Consider the following 15,427-nt stretch of genomic DNA (forward strand, 5'->3'; position numbering starts at 1 on the left):
GGGCAGGGGCTCGGCCCCTACGACCCCGGCAGGGGGGCTCCGCCCCCCTGCACCCCCCGAAGTCTCCGCTCGATTGGAAAATCTCATCTCAGTATCTGAGATGGATGTCTTATTTGGTCGGACGGTGTGGCATGCTGGCTCGCATCATGCGCTACAGCCTCGTAATTATCGGCTGGCGCGCCGGCAGCTAACGGGACATAGCCGGCGCGCAGACCTCTCACGTCCGTGAGGGGTTTTTTGCTTTCCAGAGGAACGTTCTCGCGCCAGCCAGATTCCGAGGGGGATTTTCGATGCAGAGCGACGGTTTCCACGTCTACGACACCACGCTGCGAGACGGGTCACAGCAAGAGGGATTGAACCTCTCCGTGGCCGACAAGCTGGTCGTCGCGCGCCACCTCGATGAGCTCGGGGTCGGCTTCATCGAGGGTGGCTGGCCGGGCGCCAACCCCAAGGACACAGAGTTCTTCCGGCGGGCTCAGACCGAGCTCGACCTGAAGCACGCGCAGCTCACCGCGTTCGGCGCGACCCGCCGGGCCGGTGTGCGGGCCGCCGACGACCCCCAGGTGGCCGCCCTGCGCGACTCTGGCGCTCCTGTCGTGACCCTTGTCGCCAAGAGTCACGACAGGCACGTCGAACTGGCCCTCCGCACGACGCTGGAGGAGAACCTCGCGATGATCCGCGACACGGTCTCCCACCTGCGTGCGGAGGGCCGGCGAGTCTTCCTGGACGCCGAGCATTTCTTCGACGGCTACAACGCCAACCGCTCTTATGCGCTGGAGGTCGTACGGACCGCTGCCGAGGCCGGGGCCGACGTCATCGCGCTCTGCGACACCAACGGCGGGATGCTGCCCGACGAGCTCGCCGACGTCGTCCACGAAGTGGTCTCGGTCGGCGCCCGGGTCGGCATCCACTGCCACGACGACTCAGGGTGTGCGGTGGCCAACTCGCTCGCGGCCGTACGCGCCGGGGCGACGCACGTCCAGGGCTGCGCCAATGGGTACGGCGAGCGCAGCGGCAACGCCAACCTCTTCACGGTCATCGGAAACCTTCAGCTCAAGCGCGGCATGCGGCTTGTCAGCGATGCCCAGCTGGCTGAGATGACGCGCATCGCGCACGCGGTGTCGGAGGTCACCAACGTCACGCCGAGCTCGCAGCAGCCGTACGTGGGGCTGTCGGCGTTCGCGCACAAGGCGGGCCTGCACGCCTCGGCCGTGAAGGTCGATCCTGATCTGTACCAGCACATCGACCCGGCCACCGTCGGCAACGACATGAGAATGCTGGTGTCCAGCATGGCGGGCCGTGCCTCTGTGGAGCTCAAGGGGCGGGAGCTGGGGTACGACCTGTCCGGCGAGAAGGCCAAGGCCGTGGTGGATCGGGTGAAGGAGCTGGAGTCCACCGGCTACACGTTCGAGGCCGCCGACGCCTCGTTCGAGCTGCTTCTCCGCGAGGAGCTGACCGGCGTCCGGCAGCGGCATTTCGAGGTCGAGTCGTGGCGCGCCATCGTCGAGCGCCGTCCCGACGGCTCCATGGTCAGCGAGGCCACGGTGAAGCTGCACGCCAAGGGTGAACGGATCGTCGCCACCGGCGAGGGCAACGGCCCGGTCAACGCGCTCGACAACGCGCTGCGGATCGCGCTGGGCCGGCTCTATCCCGAGCTGGCACGGCTGGAACTGATCGACTACAAGGTCCGGATCCTGGAGGGGACGCACGGCACCAACGCGCGGACCCGCGTGCTCATCGAGTCCAGCGACGGCACCCGCGAGTGGGGCACGGTCGGCGTCGAGGACAACGTGATCGCCGCGTCCTGGCAGGCGCTGGAGGAGGCCGTGACGTACTCGCTGCTCCACGCGGGCTACGAAGCGGGCTGACATCCCGGGGAATGTCCGCCGTAGGGCGGGCATTATCCACGGCATGAGCAGAGAGATCTCCGACAACGCCCAGCAGAGCCGCTTCGAGTTGCACGAGGACGGGATCCTCGCGGGCTTCGCGGAGTACCAGCGCAAGCCAGGCCAGATCGTCTTCACGCACACCGAGGTCGATCCCGCCTACGAGGGCCAGGGCATCGGCAGCGCCCTGGCCCGCGGCGCACTGGACCACGTCCGGGCTGAGGGCGGCCTGTCCGTCGTCCCGAACTGCCCGTTCATCAAGGGCTGGATCGGCAAGCACCCTGACTACCAGGACCTGGTCGCCTGAACGTCAGCCCTTGGGCTCGGCGCTCTGGATCACCTCGAACGACCACAGCTCGGCACCGGCGGCCGCGGGGCCGCCGTGGCCATGCCCGTGGCCGCGGGCCTCGGCGTCCTTGGCGGCCTTCGCGTGGCCCTGCTTGAACGCCTGGCTCTCCGTCCAGCGCTGGAAGTCCTCCTCGCTGCGCCACTGGGTGACGACCAGGTAGCGGTCGATGCCCTCGACCGGCCGGAGGAGCTGGAAGCTCTCGAAGCCCTCGGCGGACTCGACCAGCCCGGCCCGGCCCGCGAAGCGCTTCTCCAGCTCTTCCCGCATCTCCTCCGGCACGGTCAGCGCGTTGATCTTGATGACGGACAAGTCGAGTCTCCCTCGGGTCGGCATGGGCGCATCGTTCAGCAGAAACGTTACGCCCACCGTGGATCACACCGCGCGAAGGGAGGAGCCGCCCGCGAGGTACATCCAGCCCGTGAGAGCCGACTCCTTCACCTGGATCTCGACCGGCAGGTAGCAGGCCGGGTCGACGAATCCGGGGCCCTGCTGGATGACCGTCTCGTAGACGAAGGTCGAGGCGATGAAGCCCAGGTCGGCGCCTGTCTCGGCGAGTCTGTTCTTCAGCACCGGCGCCTCCAGGAGCCGGGCGGTCTGGATGATGGCGGTGCCCGACACCCCGCGCGGGTCCCAGGTCACCGGGCCGACGTGCAGGGCGATGCGGAGCTGGAGCCGGGTGGCCTCGCTGGCCCGCCGGTTGTGGCGCCGGAGCAGTGCCGCGAGCCGGGCCAGCGTCGGGTCGACGACCGACCGGGTCGGCGTGTCGGGCGGGACGACGATGAGGGCCCCGTCGCCGCGGTCCTCCTGGTAGTAGTCGGGCTGCCCCAGGCCCGAACCGGCGAACGCGTCCTGGAGCATCACGTACATCGCGTCCCGGACGATCATCCGGTCGTCGTCGTCGCGGCTGTGGCCGCCGAACCCGGCGATGTCGGTGAGGAGGATGGAGCAGTTGCCGCCTGACCAGGCGGGGGCCTGCGGCTGCACCGGCTGGCCCGGCCACCCGTGCGGGCCGGCCCAGCCCTGCGGGCCCGCCCAGAGCGGGGTGCCTTCCCAGACCGGCGAACCCGCCCAGACGGGAACGTCCGCATGGTCGGGCGCCGCCGGCCGTGGCGGCACCTCGGTGAGCCGGTCGTACACCTGCCGCTCCAGGACCGCCTGCACGCGCGGGTATTCGGTGATGAATTCCAGGAAGCTCTCGGTGCGCGTCTGGAAGGCGCCGACCTCGGTCTCGGCCGTGACCATCGCCGAACGGGCCCGTACGAGCAGTGCCGCCCGCTCGCCTACCAGGTCGCCGGGGCCCCGCAGGGCGATGTCCCGGATCCCGTCGGGTTCGTGGACCCACACCTTCGCCCAGCCGGACATGATGACGATGACGTGCTCGGCGGGGCGCCCCTCGCGGCACAGGACGTCGCCCGGCCGGTAGGTCGCCTCGTGGGCCCGTGCCCGCAGGGCCTGCCGTTCCTCGATGGTGAGCGCCTGCCAGAAGTTCGGCCGGGGCCCGGTCATGGGCAGCCGCCCGTCGGGACCCGGGGTGCCGGTGGTGCCGTCGCCACCGGCAGGCCGTCCCGCCGGGACGGTGGGACGGGCGGGGGAGTGTGCCCCGCTCCTGCTCGGCTCGCCCGTTCCCGCCGCGGATGCGGGCTGGGTGGACTCTGTCGGGCCGCTTGCGGACACGGAGGTGAGCACGGCCCAGCGGCGCACGTCCGCGGCCGTCTCGTGCCGTGTTGCCTCGTTCCGGGCGGTCTTGGTCGGTTCCAGCGCCGACTCGCGGGCGGAGGACCCGCGCACCGGGCGGAAGATGGCTGTCAGCGGTCGTGTGAACGCGAGCTGGTCGCTCGACTTGAGCGCCTGGATCTCCTCGACCGTGGTGGCCAGCGAGCGGCCCTTCCTGGTCAGGGCGATCTGGTCATAGGTGAACCCCGCGATGGGCACGGCGATGAGCGCCAGCAGCGCCGCGATGATCCCCCGTACTCCGCCGACCAGCACTGCCCCCGCGATGACCAGCATCGAGAGGCCGATGAGAGCCATCGAAAGGCTCGGCTTGATCGGCCGGCGTGGCGGTGTGCCCGGAACCCGGAGGGCACCGGCCTTGTTCCACCGCCGTCTGTCTCGCACTCTGTTCACTCCGCCTCCCTTCCCCGGGGAGGGAGCCCGGGGCCTGGCTCGGGCTCGGATACGGCCAGCGTATGACGTCGCCCATACGAAGTACATGCAATCCGCGCATAAAATTCTGTTGCAACTTGCACAGAAGCATGACGTTTCGAGATCGACATGTGATGTTCAGGCAGGTTTCTCTGACATAGAGTGCGGGAACCACCTGAGTTGAGAGCATGCGAACAACAGACGTTCGATGTTGGAGGCGAACCCGCTCATGAAGAACTCCGGAGCAGCCTCCGAGACGCACAGCGCGCGCCTGTCCGGCCGGCGTGAGGCCGACGACAGGGACGCCGCCCCCGCAGGACCGGTGGGGGAGCGGGTCACCGTCAACCTCAGCCTGAAGGCGCGCGATGCCCTCGAGGAGATCATGGCCCTCACCGGCATCAACAAGACCGACAGCATCAGCCGTGCCCTCGTCGTGTACGCCGAGATCGAGCGCATGGCGGGCAACGGCGGGTCGATCTACTGCCGCGAGAGCCCCGACGGCGACCTCATGAAATGGAAGATCGTCTGAACCGACCCTTGAGCCTCACTGCATCTTGAGCACGAAAAAGATCATCATGGTGGCCAGCGTGCCGACCGTGACCCCGACGCTGCCGAGCGCGGTCTGAGCCGGCCCCCGACCGCCCAGCCACCTCGCTCCACGCTCGCCGCGCGGTGACGGCGCGAGGCCGATCCGCGGCGTCCCCGACCACGGCGTACGGCGGATCTGCCTCTGAAAGAGGGCGCCCGACGGGCAGTCGTCCCCGACGGTGCGGATGGCCACGTCGCGGAAACCCTGGCGGCGGTAGTAGGCGTGCAGTTCCTTGTTGTCCGTCCAGACGTCGATGCGGATCAGCCTCGCCCCGGGGGTCCGGCGGCGCCCCTGCCGGCCCGCCCAGCGGATCAGCTCGGCGCCGAGCCCGGTGCCCGCGTACGCGCGGTCGATCACGAGCCGGTGGATGTAGACCGCCTCGGTGCGCTGCTCGTCCTCGGTCCAGAGGTCGTTGCCGAACGGGTTGATCGTGACCGAGGCGACCGGTCTGGCGCCGTCCCACAGGATCCAGGTCAGCCGGTTGACGACCCCCTCGTAGACCCGCTTGTCCCGGCCCTCCCGGTCAGGCCAGGGCTTGTTCCACTGCTCGGTGTCCTTCTCCTCGCGCAGCCAGTCGGCGGCCTGCTCGATGAGGTCGATGACGACCGGCACGTGCTCGATCTCGGCGAGGCGGATCTGAAAGCGCGGCCCCCGTTGGCGGATCCGAAACCAGCGGACCCCGGCGTTGACGTTCACGTGGATTCCTGTGCTCCGAAAGTGCGAGCCCCCACCTCTCCAGCTTGGAGAAGCGGGGGTTACTGGACATGTGTTGTACGGCCGCCCTGGGACGAGGTCCCCGGAATTAGCCTTTCCCCGGCCCCGGGGGGTGCAGGGGGGCGGAGCCCCCCTGCCGGGGTCGTAGGGGCCGAGCCCCTGCCCGGGACGGTGGCCGCAGCGAAGCAAGGCCGCCGCCCCGGACCCGGGGGGTGTGGGGGGTCGCCCCCCACAAGGACACGCCCCGGCACCGGGGGGTGTGGGGGGTCCTCCCCCACATGAATCACGTGCCCCCGTCTCCGTTCGGAGAACGTTTGGACGACTTGTCGGCAGGTGCGGCGGCCGGCCTGCCGGTGGACTTTCCGTCGGGCGCGTCGGTCTGCGGCGGGTACCGGGTCGGAGCCCGCATGACACCGGTCGGGACCGCGCCCACGTTGTAGTGCAAGCGATTGCGGTCCGCGGGCCACACCGTCACGGTGAGACGGAAGGCCTTGCCCTCGTTGCCGTACGCGGTGCGGATCGTCTCGAAGACCACGTCCGCCGCCGAGTCGCCGAGGGCGAAGAAGCGTTTTTCGTTGTCGTCGGGGGCGCGGGCGCTGATCTCGTCGTGATAGCCCACCTCCCTGTAGCCCAATGTCTCGCCGAGATACTTCACCGCGCCCTCGGGGATGTCGTGGGCCTCCAGGAGCTTGCTGGCGCCACCCTTGAGAGCGAAGTCCAGTGGGTAGTACGAGGTCTGTAGCGACCATGGTTCGTTGTCGAGGTAGATCTGCTGGTGCCGGGACACGACCTGGGTGTTCGGCTCCACCTGGAGGTACCAGGCGAGCTGCTCGGACACGACCTGGATCTCGACGCGCGGCACCGAGCTCGTCGGCTCGCGGTTCTGCACGGCGGCGTCGCGCTTGTACCACTGGCCCTCGCCGCCGCCCGGGCCGACGCCCAGTTGATCGGCCGACAGGGTCACGTGGACCGGCTCCGGCCGGAAGACGATGAACGTCCCCTTGCCCTGTTCCGAGACGACGTGGCCACGGTTGGCCAGGAAGTCCAGGGCTTCGCGAATCGTGTTCCGGGACGTCTCGTACTGGCTTTGCAGCTCGCTCTCGGGCGGGAGCTTGCGCCGTCCCCCGTCCTTCTCCCGCGGGAAGTCACCGTTCTCGATGCGTTTCAGCAGATCATCGGCGACCTCGCGCCAGCGCCGCGCTGCCATCCGGTCCGCTCCTTTCCCGCCCATACGGGGTGAGACTGCCGCGTCGCGTCTCAGGTTCGTCCCACTGAGACAGATCTTCTACTTCGCCCCACTCACCCTGCAAGTAGACGACCCGTCAGAGATGAACTGATTTGAGGTGTTAATCCCTCTCTAAAAGGGTATCACTGGACCACCGAACTTGTAGGTACAAGTCGACGAGTGAGGCGAGTGGGGCAAGGTTACCAGCTGAGTGACCAGATGTTCGGAATTCGTCCCGACGAACCAACACCTGGTCCGGCTGTAACAGCTGATAGGACGGACGACCTAAGGAGAGGTCGGTGGAGAGAAGCCGGGTGGAAGTCCCCCAGGTCGCAGGCGGCGACGACCTCACGTTGACGGAGGGTGCCCCGACGACGAGGGCGGACCCGTTGTTCGTCACCGAGCGGGTGCCCGCCGCCGACGCCTCCTCGGGGAGCTCGTACGGATTCACGGTCGTGGTCGCGGCGGGGCTGACGGGCCTGGTGACCACGGCGGGCGTCGGGCGTTGGACGAACGCTCCGGCGACGTGGACGCTGGGCTGCTCAGTTGTGGTGTTCACACTTGTTCTCGTGACGGGTGTGTTCGTCCCCGGTCTGGGTCTCGCCAGGCGCTCCTGAGCATGTGAGTGCTTCATGGGGCGGAGGAATGCCAGATGTGAGGCGATGGCCGGATCCGGCCAATGCCTTCTTTCCTGAATTCCCGAGCTCCTGCTTACCGCCGGTGAAGGGAGGAATGCTTTCCGTTTCAGCAGGGCAGGTGGATCCCGATAGGGCGGCACATACTCACCTGGCCTGATCAATACTTCCGTCTCACGGGATCAGGGGCGTAAGGGAGGCGAGTGGCCGATGTGGCCAATGTCCAGATCGGCCTGCCGTCATGGGGCGAAGAGAAAGGGACATTCTGCAATTTTTCCCTCATAATGCTTGCAAGCTGCAGAGAGGGACATTGTCGTGACTGCCCCCACTCGCCCCCTGCCACATGTTCTCCCGCAGGTAGACGCCATCCGTGGCTACATCACTCAGGTGGCCGAAGCGCTCGACGCCCGGGACCTGGACGTCCGCAACGTCTGGCTTGACCCCATGTGCCCCCGCGACGCCACGTTCATCCTGGGCACTCATGCCCTGGTGTGGAACGAGTCCGAGGGCTTCATCAGAGGGGCATTCGTCTCTGGCGCCCCCGGTGAGCGCACCGTGCTGGCCGATCCGGTCCCGCTCGGCGGCGGCGTTCTCCTGGAGCCCGGCCACGCGGCCTGGCTGATCGAGAACGGCCGCGTCGAGGCGCCGACCGCATACCGCCCCTTCGCGCTGGTGCGCGACGGCCTCGACGACAAACTCGCCGGTTACGAGGTCTGACCGGCGGCTCGGGAACGGAACTCCTGGTTACTGTTTGTAACGGCCCATTCACTGACAAAGCCGGGAAAGTTCCGTAAAGCGGTGGCGGATGTCGGAGGAGGCCGCCACCATGGGTGGGCGCGGCCTGCCCGCGAACGGGGTGTGCCCGTTCGCAGCCGCCAGTTCCCGAGTCCCTACGTCCGGAGTGATCGCATGCCCGTCCGACCCTGGCGCCTGGAGTCCACGGGGCGCGTGTCGGAAGGTTCGCTCGCGGACCTGGCCTACCAGTTCGGCGAGCAGCACGAGCGCGAAGGCGACCTGGAGCAGGCCGCCGAGTGGTTCCGCCGTGCCGCCGAGTCCGCCCGGCCCGATGCCGCGCTGAAGCTCGGCGGAGTGCTCGGCCGCCTCGCCGACGAACAGCCCGCGGGGTCACCGGACTCCTCCGAGCAGCTGCTCGCCGAGGCCACCCGCTGGCTCTCCGGGGCACAGGGCGTCACCACGCCGGACGCGATCGAGCTCGTCACGGACATGCTCAACCGGCACCAGCGCCAGGCCGCCCGCCGCGGCCTGGAGCCCGCCACCGCGGGCTAGCCACGCCCCGGCTCCGCACGTCCTTTTACCTTGTCAGCGGCGAAACGCCGCGAACCGTGCGAACCGAACAGCCCTGGCCGTCGTCGGACACCAGTGAGATCGAGGCACTGGAAGGTGACGAGGTGAGCGGTCAGGAGCCCGGGTACGTTCCCCCGGACCACAAGACAACCGCGGAGTTCCAGATCCCCGGGAAGGACGCCGAGGCCGAGTCGACCATGGTCGACCAGCCGGTGGACGACCCCGAGGCGACCCACGAGGACTTCCCGGAGGACGGCGTGCCGCCGGCCGCCGAGCCGCCCGCAACCGTGACCGACCTTGCGGTCGAGGAGCCGGTGACGGTCACGGATTTCGCGGCCGACATCGACGAGCCGGTGACGGTCACGGACTTCACGGCTGACACGGTGGAGGAGCCCGACGTTCCCGTCGCCGGAGGCGCGATGTCCTCCGCGATGTCCTCCGCCATGCCCGCCGCGGAGGAGGTGACGGCTCCCCAGGCGGCGGAGGAGCAGCCGCCGGTCGCGAACGAGCAGCCGGACGTGCCGGACGAGCATGATCTGTGGACGGTGCACTTCGGTGCCGAGGAGGAGACCGCGCCCGCGCAGGCGGCGCGGCCCGCCGAGACGCCTCCGTTCCTTGCTCCGCCGGCCCCCGACGTTCACCAGCAGCCCGCCGCGGCGTCGCATCAGCCACCGCTGAACGTGCCGCCCCAGCAGCTGTTCGTGCCGCCCTCGGGGGACAACTCGTCGCAGCAGGCGACCTCGCCGACGCCCCCGCCGCCCATGCCTGGAGCGCCGATGCCTCAGGCGCCGGCGGCGCGTGGCAGGTCCCGGTGGCCGGTTCTCCTGGTCGCGATCGGCGCGGTGGTGGCCATCCTCGCCGTGGCTGCGGTCGGCGCCGTGCTGTGGCAGCGTGACGACGGGTCCAAGAAGACCAGCGCGGGCAAGCCCGCCCCGTCGGCCACTCCCACCGCGAGCGCGACGCCGAGCGGGCCGGCCACCGCGACGCCAAGTGGCACGCCCGCGGCCACTGCGACGCCCACGCCGACCGGCGCCGGGGCCGTGCCACCCACGGCCCCGGTGCCGCCGACGCCCACCGCGCCGCCGGTCGGCCCGGTGGTGTCCGGCAACGGCATCACCTACCAGCTGATGCAGCAGGACCCCGGCTACTACGAGGGCCGGATGGTCTTCACCAACCGCACCGGCAAGCCCATGAAGTCGTGGAAGATCACGTTCGACGCGCCGGGCGCCAACGTCAAGAACATCTGGGGCGCCCGCCTCGTGCGCAAGGGCGACCGCGTCGAGATCCAGCCCCTCAAGGGCGCACCGCCGGTGCCGCCGGGCGCCACCTGGGAGATCCAGTACGGCGCGGCCGGCACCGCGGCCAACCCGAAGGGCTGCAAGATCAACGGGAAGGCGTGCGGTTTCTGACGGGTCCGGCTAGCCGGCTTCGGCGACGGCCGCGAAGCGGCCCAGGATCAGGCTCCAGGCCTCGTCGAAGCCGCCTGGCACGGCCGCCGCGGCGGCCAGCCGTTCCGGCGGGAGCTTGTCCCAGCCCCGGTGCTCCAGCTCGACGCGCGTCAGGCTGGGGCCGACGGCCGAGAACCGCACCTCGACCTCCGTGCCGGCGGCGGGTGGGATCTCCCAGGTGAGGGCGAGCCTGGCGGACGGCTCCCAGACGGTGATCCGGCCCCAGTCGTGCTCGGTGCCGTCGGCCCACGTCTCATGGACGCGGCCGCCGAGGGCCTCGTCCATGTGGACCATGTCCGGTCTGCCCTCGCCGAACGAGAAGGGACGGCCCGGCCACCAGCTTCCGATGCGCCTGACGAACACCTCGAAGGTGTGGGCGCGGTCGCTGCGGACGATCGTCACCTGCTGGACGGGCTCGATGCGAGCTCCGACGTTCGGCTGGGCCATGGGAGGGGGACCTTCCGGCGGCTCTCTCGGGGTCTGGGGCATCCGCTCAACGATGCCGTCCATGCTTCCAGCCCCGGCCGGAGAAGGGTAGCTTTCGGGGATTTCAGGCCTGGACCTGGGGGTATCGGGGGAACCGCGCCCCCGGGCGGGGGTACTAGGCTCTTGACCATGCGTATCGCGAGGTTCTCCGCCGAGGACGGCATGTCCTTCGGCGTGGTCGAAGAGAACACCATCGCCGCCGTCGCGGCCCATCCGTTCGGCGAGCTCACGTTCACCGGGCAGCGGTTCCCCCTGGCCGACGTGCGGCTCCTGGCGCCGATCCTGCCCAGCAAGGTCATCGCGATCGGCAAGAACTACGCCGAGCACGCGCGTGAGATGGGCGGGGAGGCCCCCGCGGAGCCGGTGATCTTCAGCAAGCCGTCCACCGCGGTGATCGGCCCGGGCGAGGCGATCGCCTATCCCGAGAAGCTCAGCGAACGGGTCGACTTCGAGGGCGAGCTGGCCGTCGTGATCGGCCGGATGTGCCGCGAGGTGCCCGCCGCCCGCGCCGCCGACGTGATCCTCGGCTACACCTGCGCCAACGACGTGACCGCCCGGGACCTGCAGAAGAAGGACGGCCAGTGGACCCGGGCCAAGGGCTTCGACACGTTCTGCCCGCTCGGCCCGTGGATCGAGACCGACGCCGACCCGGCCGACCTTGCGATCTCCACCACGGTCAACGGCGAGGTCCGCCAGGACGCGCGTACGTCGCAGCTGTCGCACGACATCCCCACCCTCGTCGAGTACGTGAGCCAGGTCATGACCCTGCTGCCCGGCGACGTGATCCTCACCGGCACCCCGGCCGGGGTCGGGCCGCTGGAGATCGGCGACGAGGTCACGGTGACGGTCGACGGTGTGGGCAGCCTCACCAACCGGGTCGTCGCGCGCGACTGAGGTCGCGCAGCCAGCCAAGGGAGGCTCGATGGCGTTCACCGGCTTCACCGACGAGGCGTTCGAGTTCTACGAGGGGCTCCTCGCCGACAACAGCAAGGCCTATTGGACCGCGCACAAGGAGACGTACGAACGCCACGTGCGCGATCCCATGATCGAGCTGTTCGCGGAGCTGGAGCCGGAGTTCGGCCCCGCCAAGATGTTCCGGCCCTACCGGGACGTGCGCTTCAGCCACGACAAGTCGCCCTACAAGACGCACCAGGGCGGCCATGCCGGCGGCGGGTTCTACTTCCAGGTCGACGCCGACGGCCTGATGGTCGCGGGCGGCATGTACGCGCCCACGCCCGAGCAGCTACGGCGCTACCGCGCCGCCGTGGACGCCGAGCACTCGGGCAAGGCACTGGAGACGATCGTCGACGGCCTCCGCGCCGGCGGCATGGAGATCGCCGGCGACCGGCTCAAGACCCGCCCGCGCGGCTTCTCCGAAGATCATCCGCGCATCGAGCTGCTCCGCCACCGGTCCCTGTACGCCCATGAGGGCTGGCCCGCCGACCCGTGGATGCGCACGCCCGAGGTCGTGGACCGGGTCCGCGAGTCCTGGCGCCGGCTCCGCCCCCTCGTGGAGTGGGGCGGCGAGCACATCGGCCCGCCCGACTTCTCCAGATAGCCCCCCGGTCCCGGCCTGCGCGCCGGGCCGAGGGTGCGCCGCCAATCGGTTTTGGTCCAGGTCCCCGGGTCCTGTATTCTCTTCGAGGCGCGAGCGACCGGAAGGCCGCTCTACCGCACTGGGGTATGGTGTAATCGGCAGCACGACTGATTCTGGTTCAGTTAGTCTAGGTTCGAGTCCTGGTACCCCAGCTGATCTCCTCGATCGACATGGTTTCGCGAGAAGCCGGTTCGAACAAGGGGACATCGTCCGGTAAGCTGGGCGAGGCCCAAGCGGAAGATCGCAAAGGCTGAACGAAGATCCAGGCCCCCGTCGTCTAGTGGCCTAGGACGCCGCCCTCTCAAGGCGGTAACGGCGGTTCGAATCCGCTCGGGGGTACACGCGAAAAAGGGCCGGCGGTGCACACCGCCGGCCCTTTTCGTTGATCTCGCTTTTTCTTATTTCATGCCGCGCGTGGTCATCGGTGATTAGCGCCGGGAACCACTGCGCAGGTTGAACGCCTCAAGCGCCAAAGTGACCTCTACAAGATCCTTTGGATTGTCGAGCGAGCGTTTGGTGAGCAATTCCAGGCGGCGCAGCCGGTTGAGCACGGTGTTGCGGTGGCAGTAGAGCGACTCCGCCGCCCGGGTGGCCGACCCTTCCGCCTCCAGCCAGGCGGCGAGCGTGTCCAGCAGGAGGTCCCGGCTCGGCTGGTCGAGCGCCAGGACCGGGGCGAGCACCCGCAGTTCCAGCTCGCGTGCGAGGTCGGGGCGCACGGTCAGCATCGTCGCCGACAGCCGGTCGTCCAGGGTGGCCAGGCCGTGCCCGTTGGACAGCGTGCGCGCCGCGAGCTCGGCGAGCTGCCGGGCGCGGCCGAGTTCGGTCAGGCCCTCGACGGCGACGCTCACCCCGGTACGGCGGCCGCCGCGGGTGGGGAGGGCGGCGCCGAGCGCGGCGGCGGAGAGCTCGCCCAGAACGGCCACCCCGATCGCGCTCTCACCGTGCATCCGCCAGATCATCCGGACGCCGTGGACCCGCACGGGCAGCTCCATCGGGTCCAGCGGCGCGGCGGGGCCGTCGGCCGGCCGCTGCACCACGACGGCGTAGCGGCCCTCCTCGGGGAGCGCGAAGGCACGCGCCACCACGGCGGCCGTGGCCCGGTCGGTCTCGCCGTTGAGCAGGGCGTCCAGCAGCGCCGCCGTGACCTGACGGCCGGGCAGCTCCGCCTCGGTGGTGCGCAGCGCCTCGAGCGCGGCGGAGGAGTGCCGGTCGACCACGTCCCACGCGTCGTCGATCAGCGAGATGCTGTGCGCGGGCGCCAGGCCCTCTTCGAAGCCCCACTGGGTGAACGCGTCGCAGATGACCTTTCCGCCGATGTGGTAGGCGCGCAGCAGTGCCTGCATGGGCACGCCCTGGCGGGCCCGGCGTTCGCCGAGCCTGCGCGGCCAGTCGAGTGTTCCGATCCGTTCTTCGGGTGACATCCGGAAGGCGTCGAGCGCCAGATCGATCGATCTCCCGATCCACAACGGCGGCTCCTGCGGGGGGATCCCACCGTGCCGGTAGGCGGGCTCCGAGGCGCGCAGTGAGCTGACGACCACTTCGGTCAGCTCGGGCAGGCGCCCGCGCAGTGCGCGCAGGCCTCTCTCGCGATGAACCGCCGATTCCTCTCTGGATGCCGGGGCGGTAACTGGCCTTTGGAGTGATGTCGCATCAGTCCGGCCGGTCGGCATGTCCCTCTCCACTCTGTCTGTCTTCACATTTGGAGTAGCGGGGAAATGAATGCCTCGGGGGTGGTGCTCGTGAATGTTGGATCATGAGTACCAAAGACATCCAACGGGGGATGGCAATCACCGGTTGAGTCGAACGCTTCTGACCGGCTTGTAAGAGAAGGTTACATGCCGGGACCCCGCCTTGTTATTGTCGGCAGAGGCCAAGGACTTGCTTGCTGCGGCCAATCGCCCTGCCTCTCCCGGGTCCATGAGACCGGCTCCGGTGTTCGACGAGGTGGCGGTTTGGCGGCATTCCGCTGACGGGGGCAAGGGGGCGTGATGCGCTTAACGCGCCCGGATGGAGCCGATGGTGTGGACGCGCACCCGGCTCATCCGTCTCGGCTGCCCGTCCTCGGGACGGTCAGCGCCCATGTGATGGTGCAGGTCGCGGGGGAGCACGGCGTACCCCAGGACCGCTGCCTGGAGGGCACCGGCATCGCGCCCGCCGTCCTTGAGGACGCCAGGGCGACGATCCGGCTGGAGCAGGAGCTCGCGCTCGCCCGCAACGTCATGCGTGAGCTCGCCCACATACCCGCGCTGGGCCTGGTCATGGCGAGCCGCTACCGGCTGAGCGTGTACGGCGTGCTCGGCTGGGGGATGCTCTGCTCGCCGTCGGTCCGGGACGCGCTCGCGTTCGCGTTCCGCTACCTGGATCTGACGTACTCGTGTTGCGGCATCACCCCGGAGGAGGGCGACGGCGAGCTCCGGGTGGGGATCAGCAACGGGCGGCTGCCCGCCGACGTGCGGGGGTTCTTCGCCGAGCGCTCGCTGAGCGCGACCATCCGGCTGCTCGGCGATCTGATCTCGGGGGACGGCTGGCTGGTCGGCGTGGAGATCGCAGGGCCGCGTCCCCCGCACGCCGGCCTGTACGAGGACACGTTCGGCGTGAAGGTGTCGTTCGGCGGGAGCCGGCACGCGGTGCGGATCGACCCGGACGTGCTCAGCGAGCCGATGCCGCTCGCCAACCGGCCGATGCTGGACATGATCGAGGACCAGTGCCGGCAGCTGCTGGCTCAGCGCCGGGCCCTGCTCACGCTCCCCGACGTCCTGCGCGAGCACGTCCTGCGGCGCCTCCCCGTGCTGCCGAGCATGGGCAGCGCGGCCGCCGAGCTGGGCATGAGCGAGCGGACACTGCGCCGGCGGCTGGCCGAGGAGGGCAGCTCATTCAGCGCCATCGTCACCGACGCCCGGCGGGCGCTCGCCGAGGAGCTGCTGCTCCAGGGGGTCCCGTCGCTCCAGGTGGCCCGTCAGGTCGGGTTCGCCGGCCCCGCGGCGTTCACCCACGCGTTCAAACGCTGGACCGGCTCGTCCCCCCGGGAGTTCGCCGGCCGCTGAGCCCGGG

The 15,427-nt window shown here is 69.6% G+C and carries 16 protein-coding genes and 2 tRNA genes; 12 read left to right on the forward strand and 6 right to left on the reverse strand.

The genetic code is table 11. The features are described from left to right. Window positions 1–290 precede the first annotated feature (290 nt). Window positions 291–1,868, forward strand: a complete 1,578-nt coding sequence (gene cimA / locus F8566_RS38410; RefSeq protein WP_151567181.1) for a citramalate synthase — start codon at window positions 291–293, stop codon at window positions 1,866–1,868. 43 nt (window positions 1,869–1,911) lie between these two features. Then, window positions 1,912–2,193, forward strand: coding sequence for a GNAT family N-acetyltransferase (locus tag F8566_RS38415; RefSeq protein WP_151567183.1), 282 nt, complete (start codon window positions 1,912–1,914; stop codon window positions 2,191–2,193). Window positions 2,194–2,196: 3 nt separating this feature from the next. Here the strand turns inward: F8566_RS38415 and F8566_RS38420 are convergent, their stop codons facing one another. Both F8566_RS38420 and F8566_RS38425 read right to left on the reverse strand, forming a co-directional pair. Then, on the reverse strand, window positions 2,197–2,544 hold the full coding sequence (locus tag F8566_RS38420; RefSeq protein ID WP_192810075.1) for an antibiotic biosynthesis monooxygenase family protein: 348 nt from the start codon (window positions 2,542–2,544) through the stop codon (window positions 2,197–2,199). Window positions 2,545–2,607: 63 nt separating this feature from the next. Continuing rightward, window positions 2,608–4,359 carry a Crp/Fnr family transcriptional regulator gene (locus tag F8566_RS38425; RefSeq protein ID WP_192810076.1) on the reverse strand — a complete coding sequence of 584 codons (1,752 nt, stop codon included), beginning with the start codon at window positions 4,357–4,359 and terminating at the stop codon, window positions 2,608–2,610. 226 nt (window positions 4,360–4,585) lie between these two features. Between F8566_RS38425 and F8566_RS51845 the strand changes: the two genes are divergently transcribed. Beyond that, window positions 4,586–4,906 (forward strand): ribbon-helix-helix domain-containing protein, encoded by a 321-nt coding sequence (locus F8566_RS51845; RefSeq protein ID WP_225993889.1) that lies wholly within the window; start codon window positions 4,586–4,588, stop codon window positions 4,904–4,906. Between the two features lie 15 nt (window positions 4,907–4,921). Here the strand turns inward: F8566_RS51845 and F8566_RS38435 are convergent, their stop codons facing one another. Both F8566_RS38435 and F8566_RS38440 read right to left on the reverse strand, forming a co-directional pair. Further along, window positions 4,922–5,662 (reverse strand): GNAT family N-acetyltransferase, encoded by a 741-nt coding sequence (locus F8566_RS38435; protein WP_192810077.1) that lies wholly within the window; start codon window positions 5,660–5,662, stop codon window positions 4,922–4,924. Between the two features lie 301 nt (window positions 5,663–5,963). Beyond that, a complete protein-coding gene (locus F8566_RS38440; RefSeq protein ID WP_192810078.1) occupies window positions 5,964–6,887 on the reverse strand; it encodes a GntR family transcriptional regulator in 924 nt (307 codons plus the stop codon). A 317-nt stretch (window positions 6,888–7,204) separates the two neighbouring features. Between F8566_RS38440 and F8566_RS38445 the strand changes: the two genes are divergently transcribed. The 4 genes from F8566_RS38445 (at window position 7,205) to F8566_RS38460 (ending at window position 10,254) form a co-directional block, all read left to right on the forward strand. Then, window positions 7,205–7,522 (forward strand): hypothetical protein, encoded by a 318-nt coding sequence (locus F8566_RS38445; RefSeq protein ID WP_151567192.1) that lies wholly within the window; start codon window positions 7,205–7,207, stop codon window positions 7,520–7,522. Between the two features lie 333 nt (window positions 7,523–7,855). Beyond that, window positions 7,856–8,257, forward strand: coding sequence for a hypothetical protein (locus F8566_RS38450; protein ID WP_151567194.1), 402 nt, complete (start codon window positions 7,856–7,858; stop codon window positions 8,255–8,257). 192 nt (window positions 8,258–8,449) lie between these two features. Beyond that, the gene (locus F8566_RS38455) at window positions 8,450–8,827 is read left to right on the forward strand and encodes a tetratricopeptide repeat protein (protein ID WP_151567196.1); all 378 of its coding nucleotides are present in this window, start codon (window positions 8,450–8,452) and stop codon (window positions 8,825–8,827) included. A gap of 56 nt (window positions 8,828–8,883) precedes the next feature. Then, window positions 8,884–10,254 carry a cellulose binding domain-containing protein gene (locus F8566_RS38460; RefSeq protein WP_192810079.1) on the forward strand — a complete coding sequence of 457 codons (1,371 nt, stop codon included), beginning with the start codon at window positions 8,884–8,886 and terminating at the stop codon, window positions 10,252–10,254. 9 nt (window positions 10,255–10,263) lie between these two features. Here the strand turns inward: F8566_RS38460 and F8566_RS38465 are convergent, their stop codons facing one another. After that, complete coding sequence (locus F8566_RS38465) at window positions 10,264–10,740, reverse strand: SRPBCC family protein (protein ID WP_151567200.1); 477 nt, start codon at window positions 10,738–10,740, stop codon at window positions 10,264–10,266. A gap of 168 nt (window positions 10,741–10,908) precedes the next feature. Here F8566_RS38465 and F8566_RS38470 point away from each other — a divergent pair, with 168 nt between their 5' ends. The 4 genes from F8566_RS38470 to F8566_RS38485 all read left to right on the forward strand — a co-directional run bounded on the left by F8566_RS38470 (window position 10,909) and on the right by F8566_RS38485 (window position 12,715). Next, window positions 10,909–11,673, forward strand: coding sequence for a fumarylacetoacetate hydrolase family protein (locus F8566_RS38470; RefSeq protein WP_151567202.1), 765 nt, complete (start codon window positions 10,909–10,911; stop codon window positions 11,671–11,673). Window positions 11,674–11,701: 28 nt separating this feature from the next. After that, complete coding sequence (locus tag F8566_RS38475; RefSeq protein WP_151567204.1) at window positions 11,702–12,337, forward strand: DUF2461 domain-containing protein; 636 nt, start codon at window positions 11,702–11,704, stop codon at window positions 12,335–12,337. Window positions 12,338–12,456: 119 nt separating this feature from the next. Continuing rightward, window positions 12,457–12,528, forward strand: a tRNA-Gln gene (locus F8566_RS38480). Window positions 12,529–12,642: 114 nt separating this feature from the next. Further along, window positions 12,643–12,715 (forward strand) — tRNA-Glu (locus F8566_RS38485). A gap of 89 nt (window positions 12,716–12,804) precedes the next feature. On the opposite strand, the gene F8566_RS38490 is transcribed toward F8566_RS38485, so the two are convergent. Further along, window positions 12,805–13,914: a helix-turn-helix domain-containing protein gene (locus tag F8566_RS38490; protein WP_192810080.1), complete on the reverse strand. Its 1,110-nt coding sequence runs from the start codon at window positions 13,912–13,914 to the stop codon at window positions 12,805–12,807. Between the two features lie 483 nt (window positions 13,915–14,397). On the opposite strand from F8566_RS38490, the gene F8566_RS38495 reads away from it, so the two are divergent. Next, complete coding sequence (locus tag F8566_RS38495; protein ID WP_192810081.1) at window positions 14,398–15,420, forward strand: AraC family transcriptional regulator; 1,023 nt, start codon at window positions 14,398–14,400, stop codon at window positions 15,418–15,420. Window positions 15,421–15,427 lie beyond the last annotated feature (7 nt).

The organism is Actinomadura rudentiformis, assembly GCF_008923185.1.
Taxonomy (GTDB): domain Bacteria; phylum Actinomycetota; class Actinomycetes; order Streptosporangiales; family Streptosporangiaceae; genus Spirillospora; species Spirillospora rudentiformis.

Excerpts from the sequence above, each read along its gene's own strand:
- cimA (WP_151567181.1), top strand. The coding sequence starts at position 291 with ATGCAGAGCGACGGTTTCCACGTCTACGACACCACGCTGCGAGACGGG.
- F8566_RS38415 (WP_151567183.1), top strand. The coding sequence starts at position 1,912 with ATGAGCAGAGAGATCTCCGACAACGCCCAGCAGAGCCGCTTCGAGTTG.
- F8566_RS51845 (WP_225993889.1), top strand. The coding sequence starts at position 4,586 with ATGTTGGAGGCGAACCCGCTCATGAAGAACTCCGGAGCAGCCTCCGAG.
- F8566_RS38440 (WP_192810078.1), bottom strand. The coding sequence starts at position 6,887 with ATGGCAGCGCGGCGCTGGCGCGAGGTCGCCGATGATCTGCTGAAACGC.
- F8566_RS38455 (WP_151567196.1), top strand. The coding sequence starts at position 8,450 with ATGCCCGTCCGACCCTGGCGCCTGGAGTCCACGGGGCGCGTGTCGGAA.
- F8566_RS38465 (WP_151567200.1), bottom strand. The coding sequence starts at position 10,740 with ATGGCCCAGCCGAACGTCGGAGCTCGCATCGAGCCCGTCCAGCAGGTG.
- F8566_RS38470 (WP_151567202.1), top strand. The coding sequence starts at position 10,909 with ATGCGTATCGCGAGGTTCTCCGCCGAGGACGGCATGTCCTTCGGCGTG.
- F8566_RS38475 (WP_151567204.1), top strand. The coding sequence starts at position 11,702 with ATGGCGTTCACCGGCTTCACCGACGAGGCGTTCGAGTTCTACGAGGGG.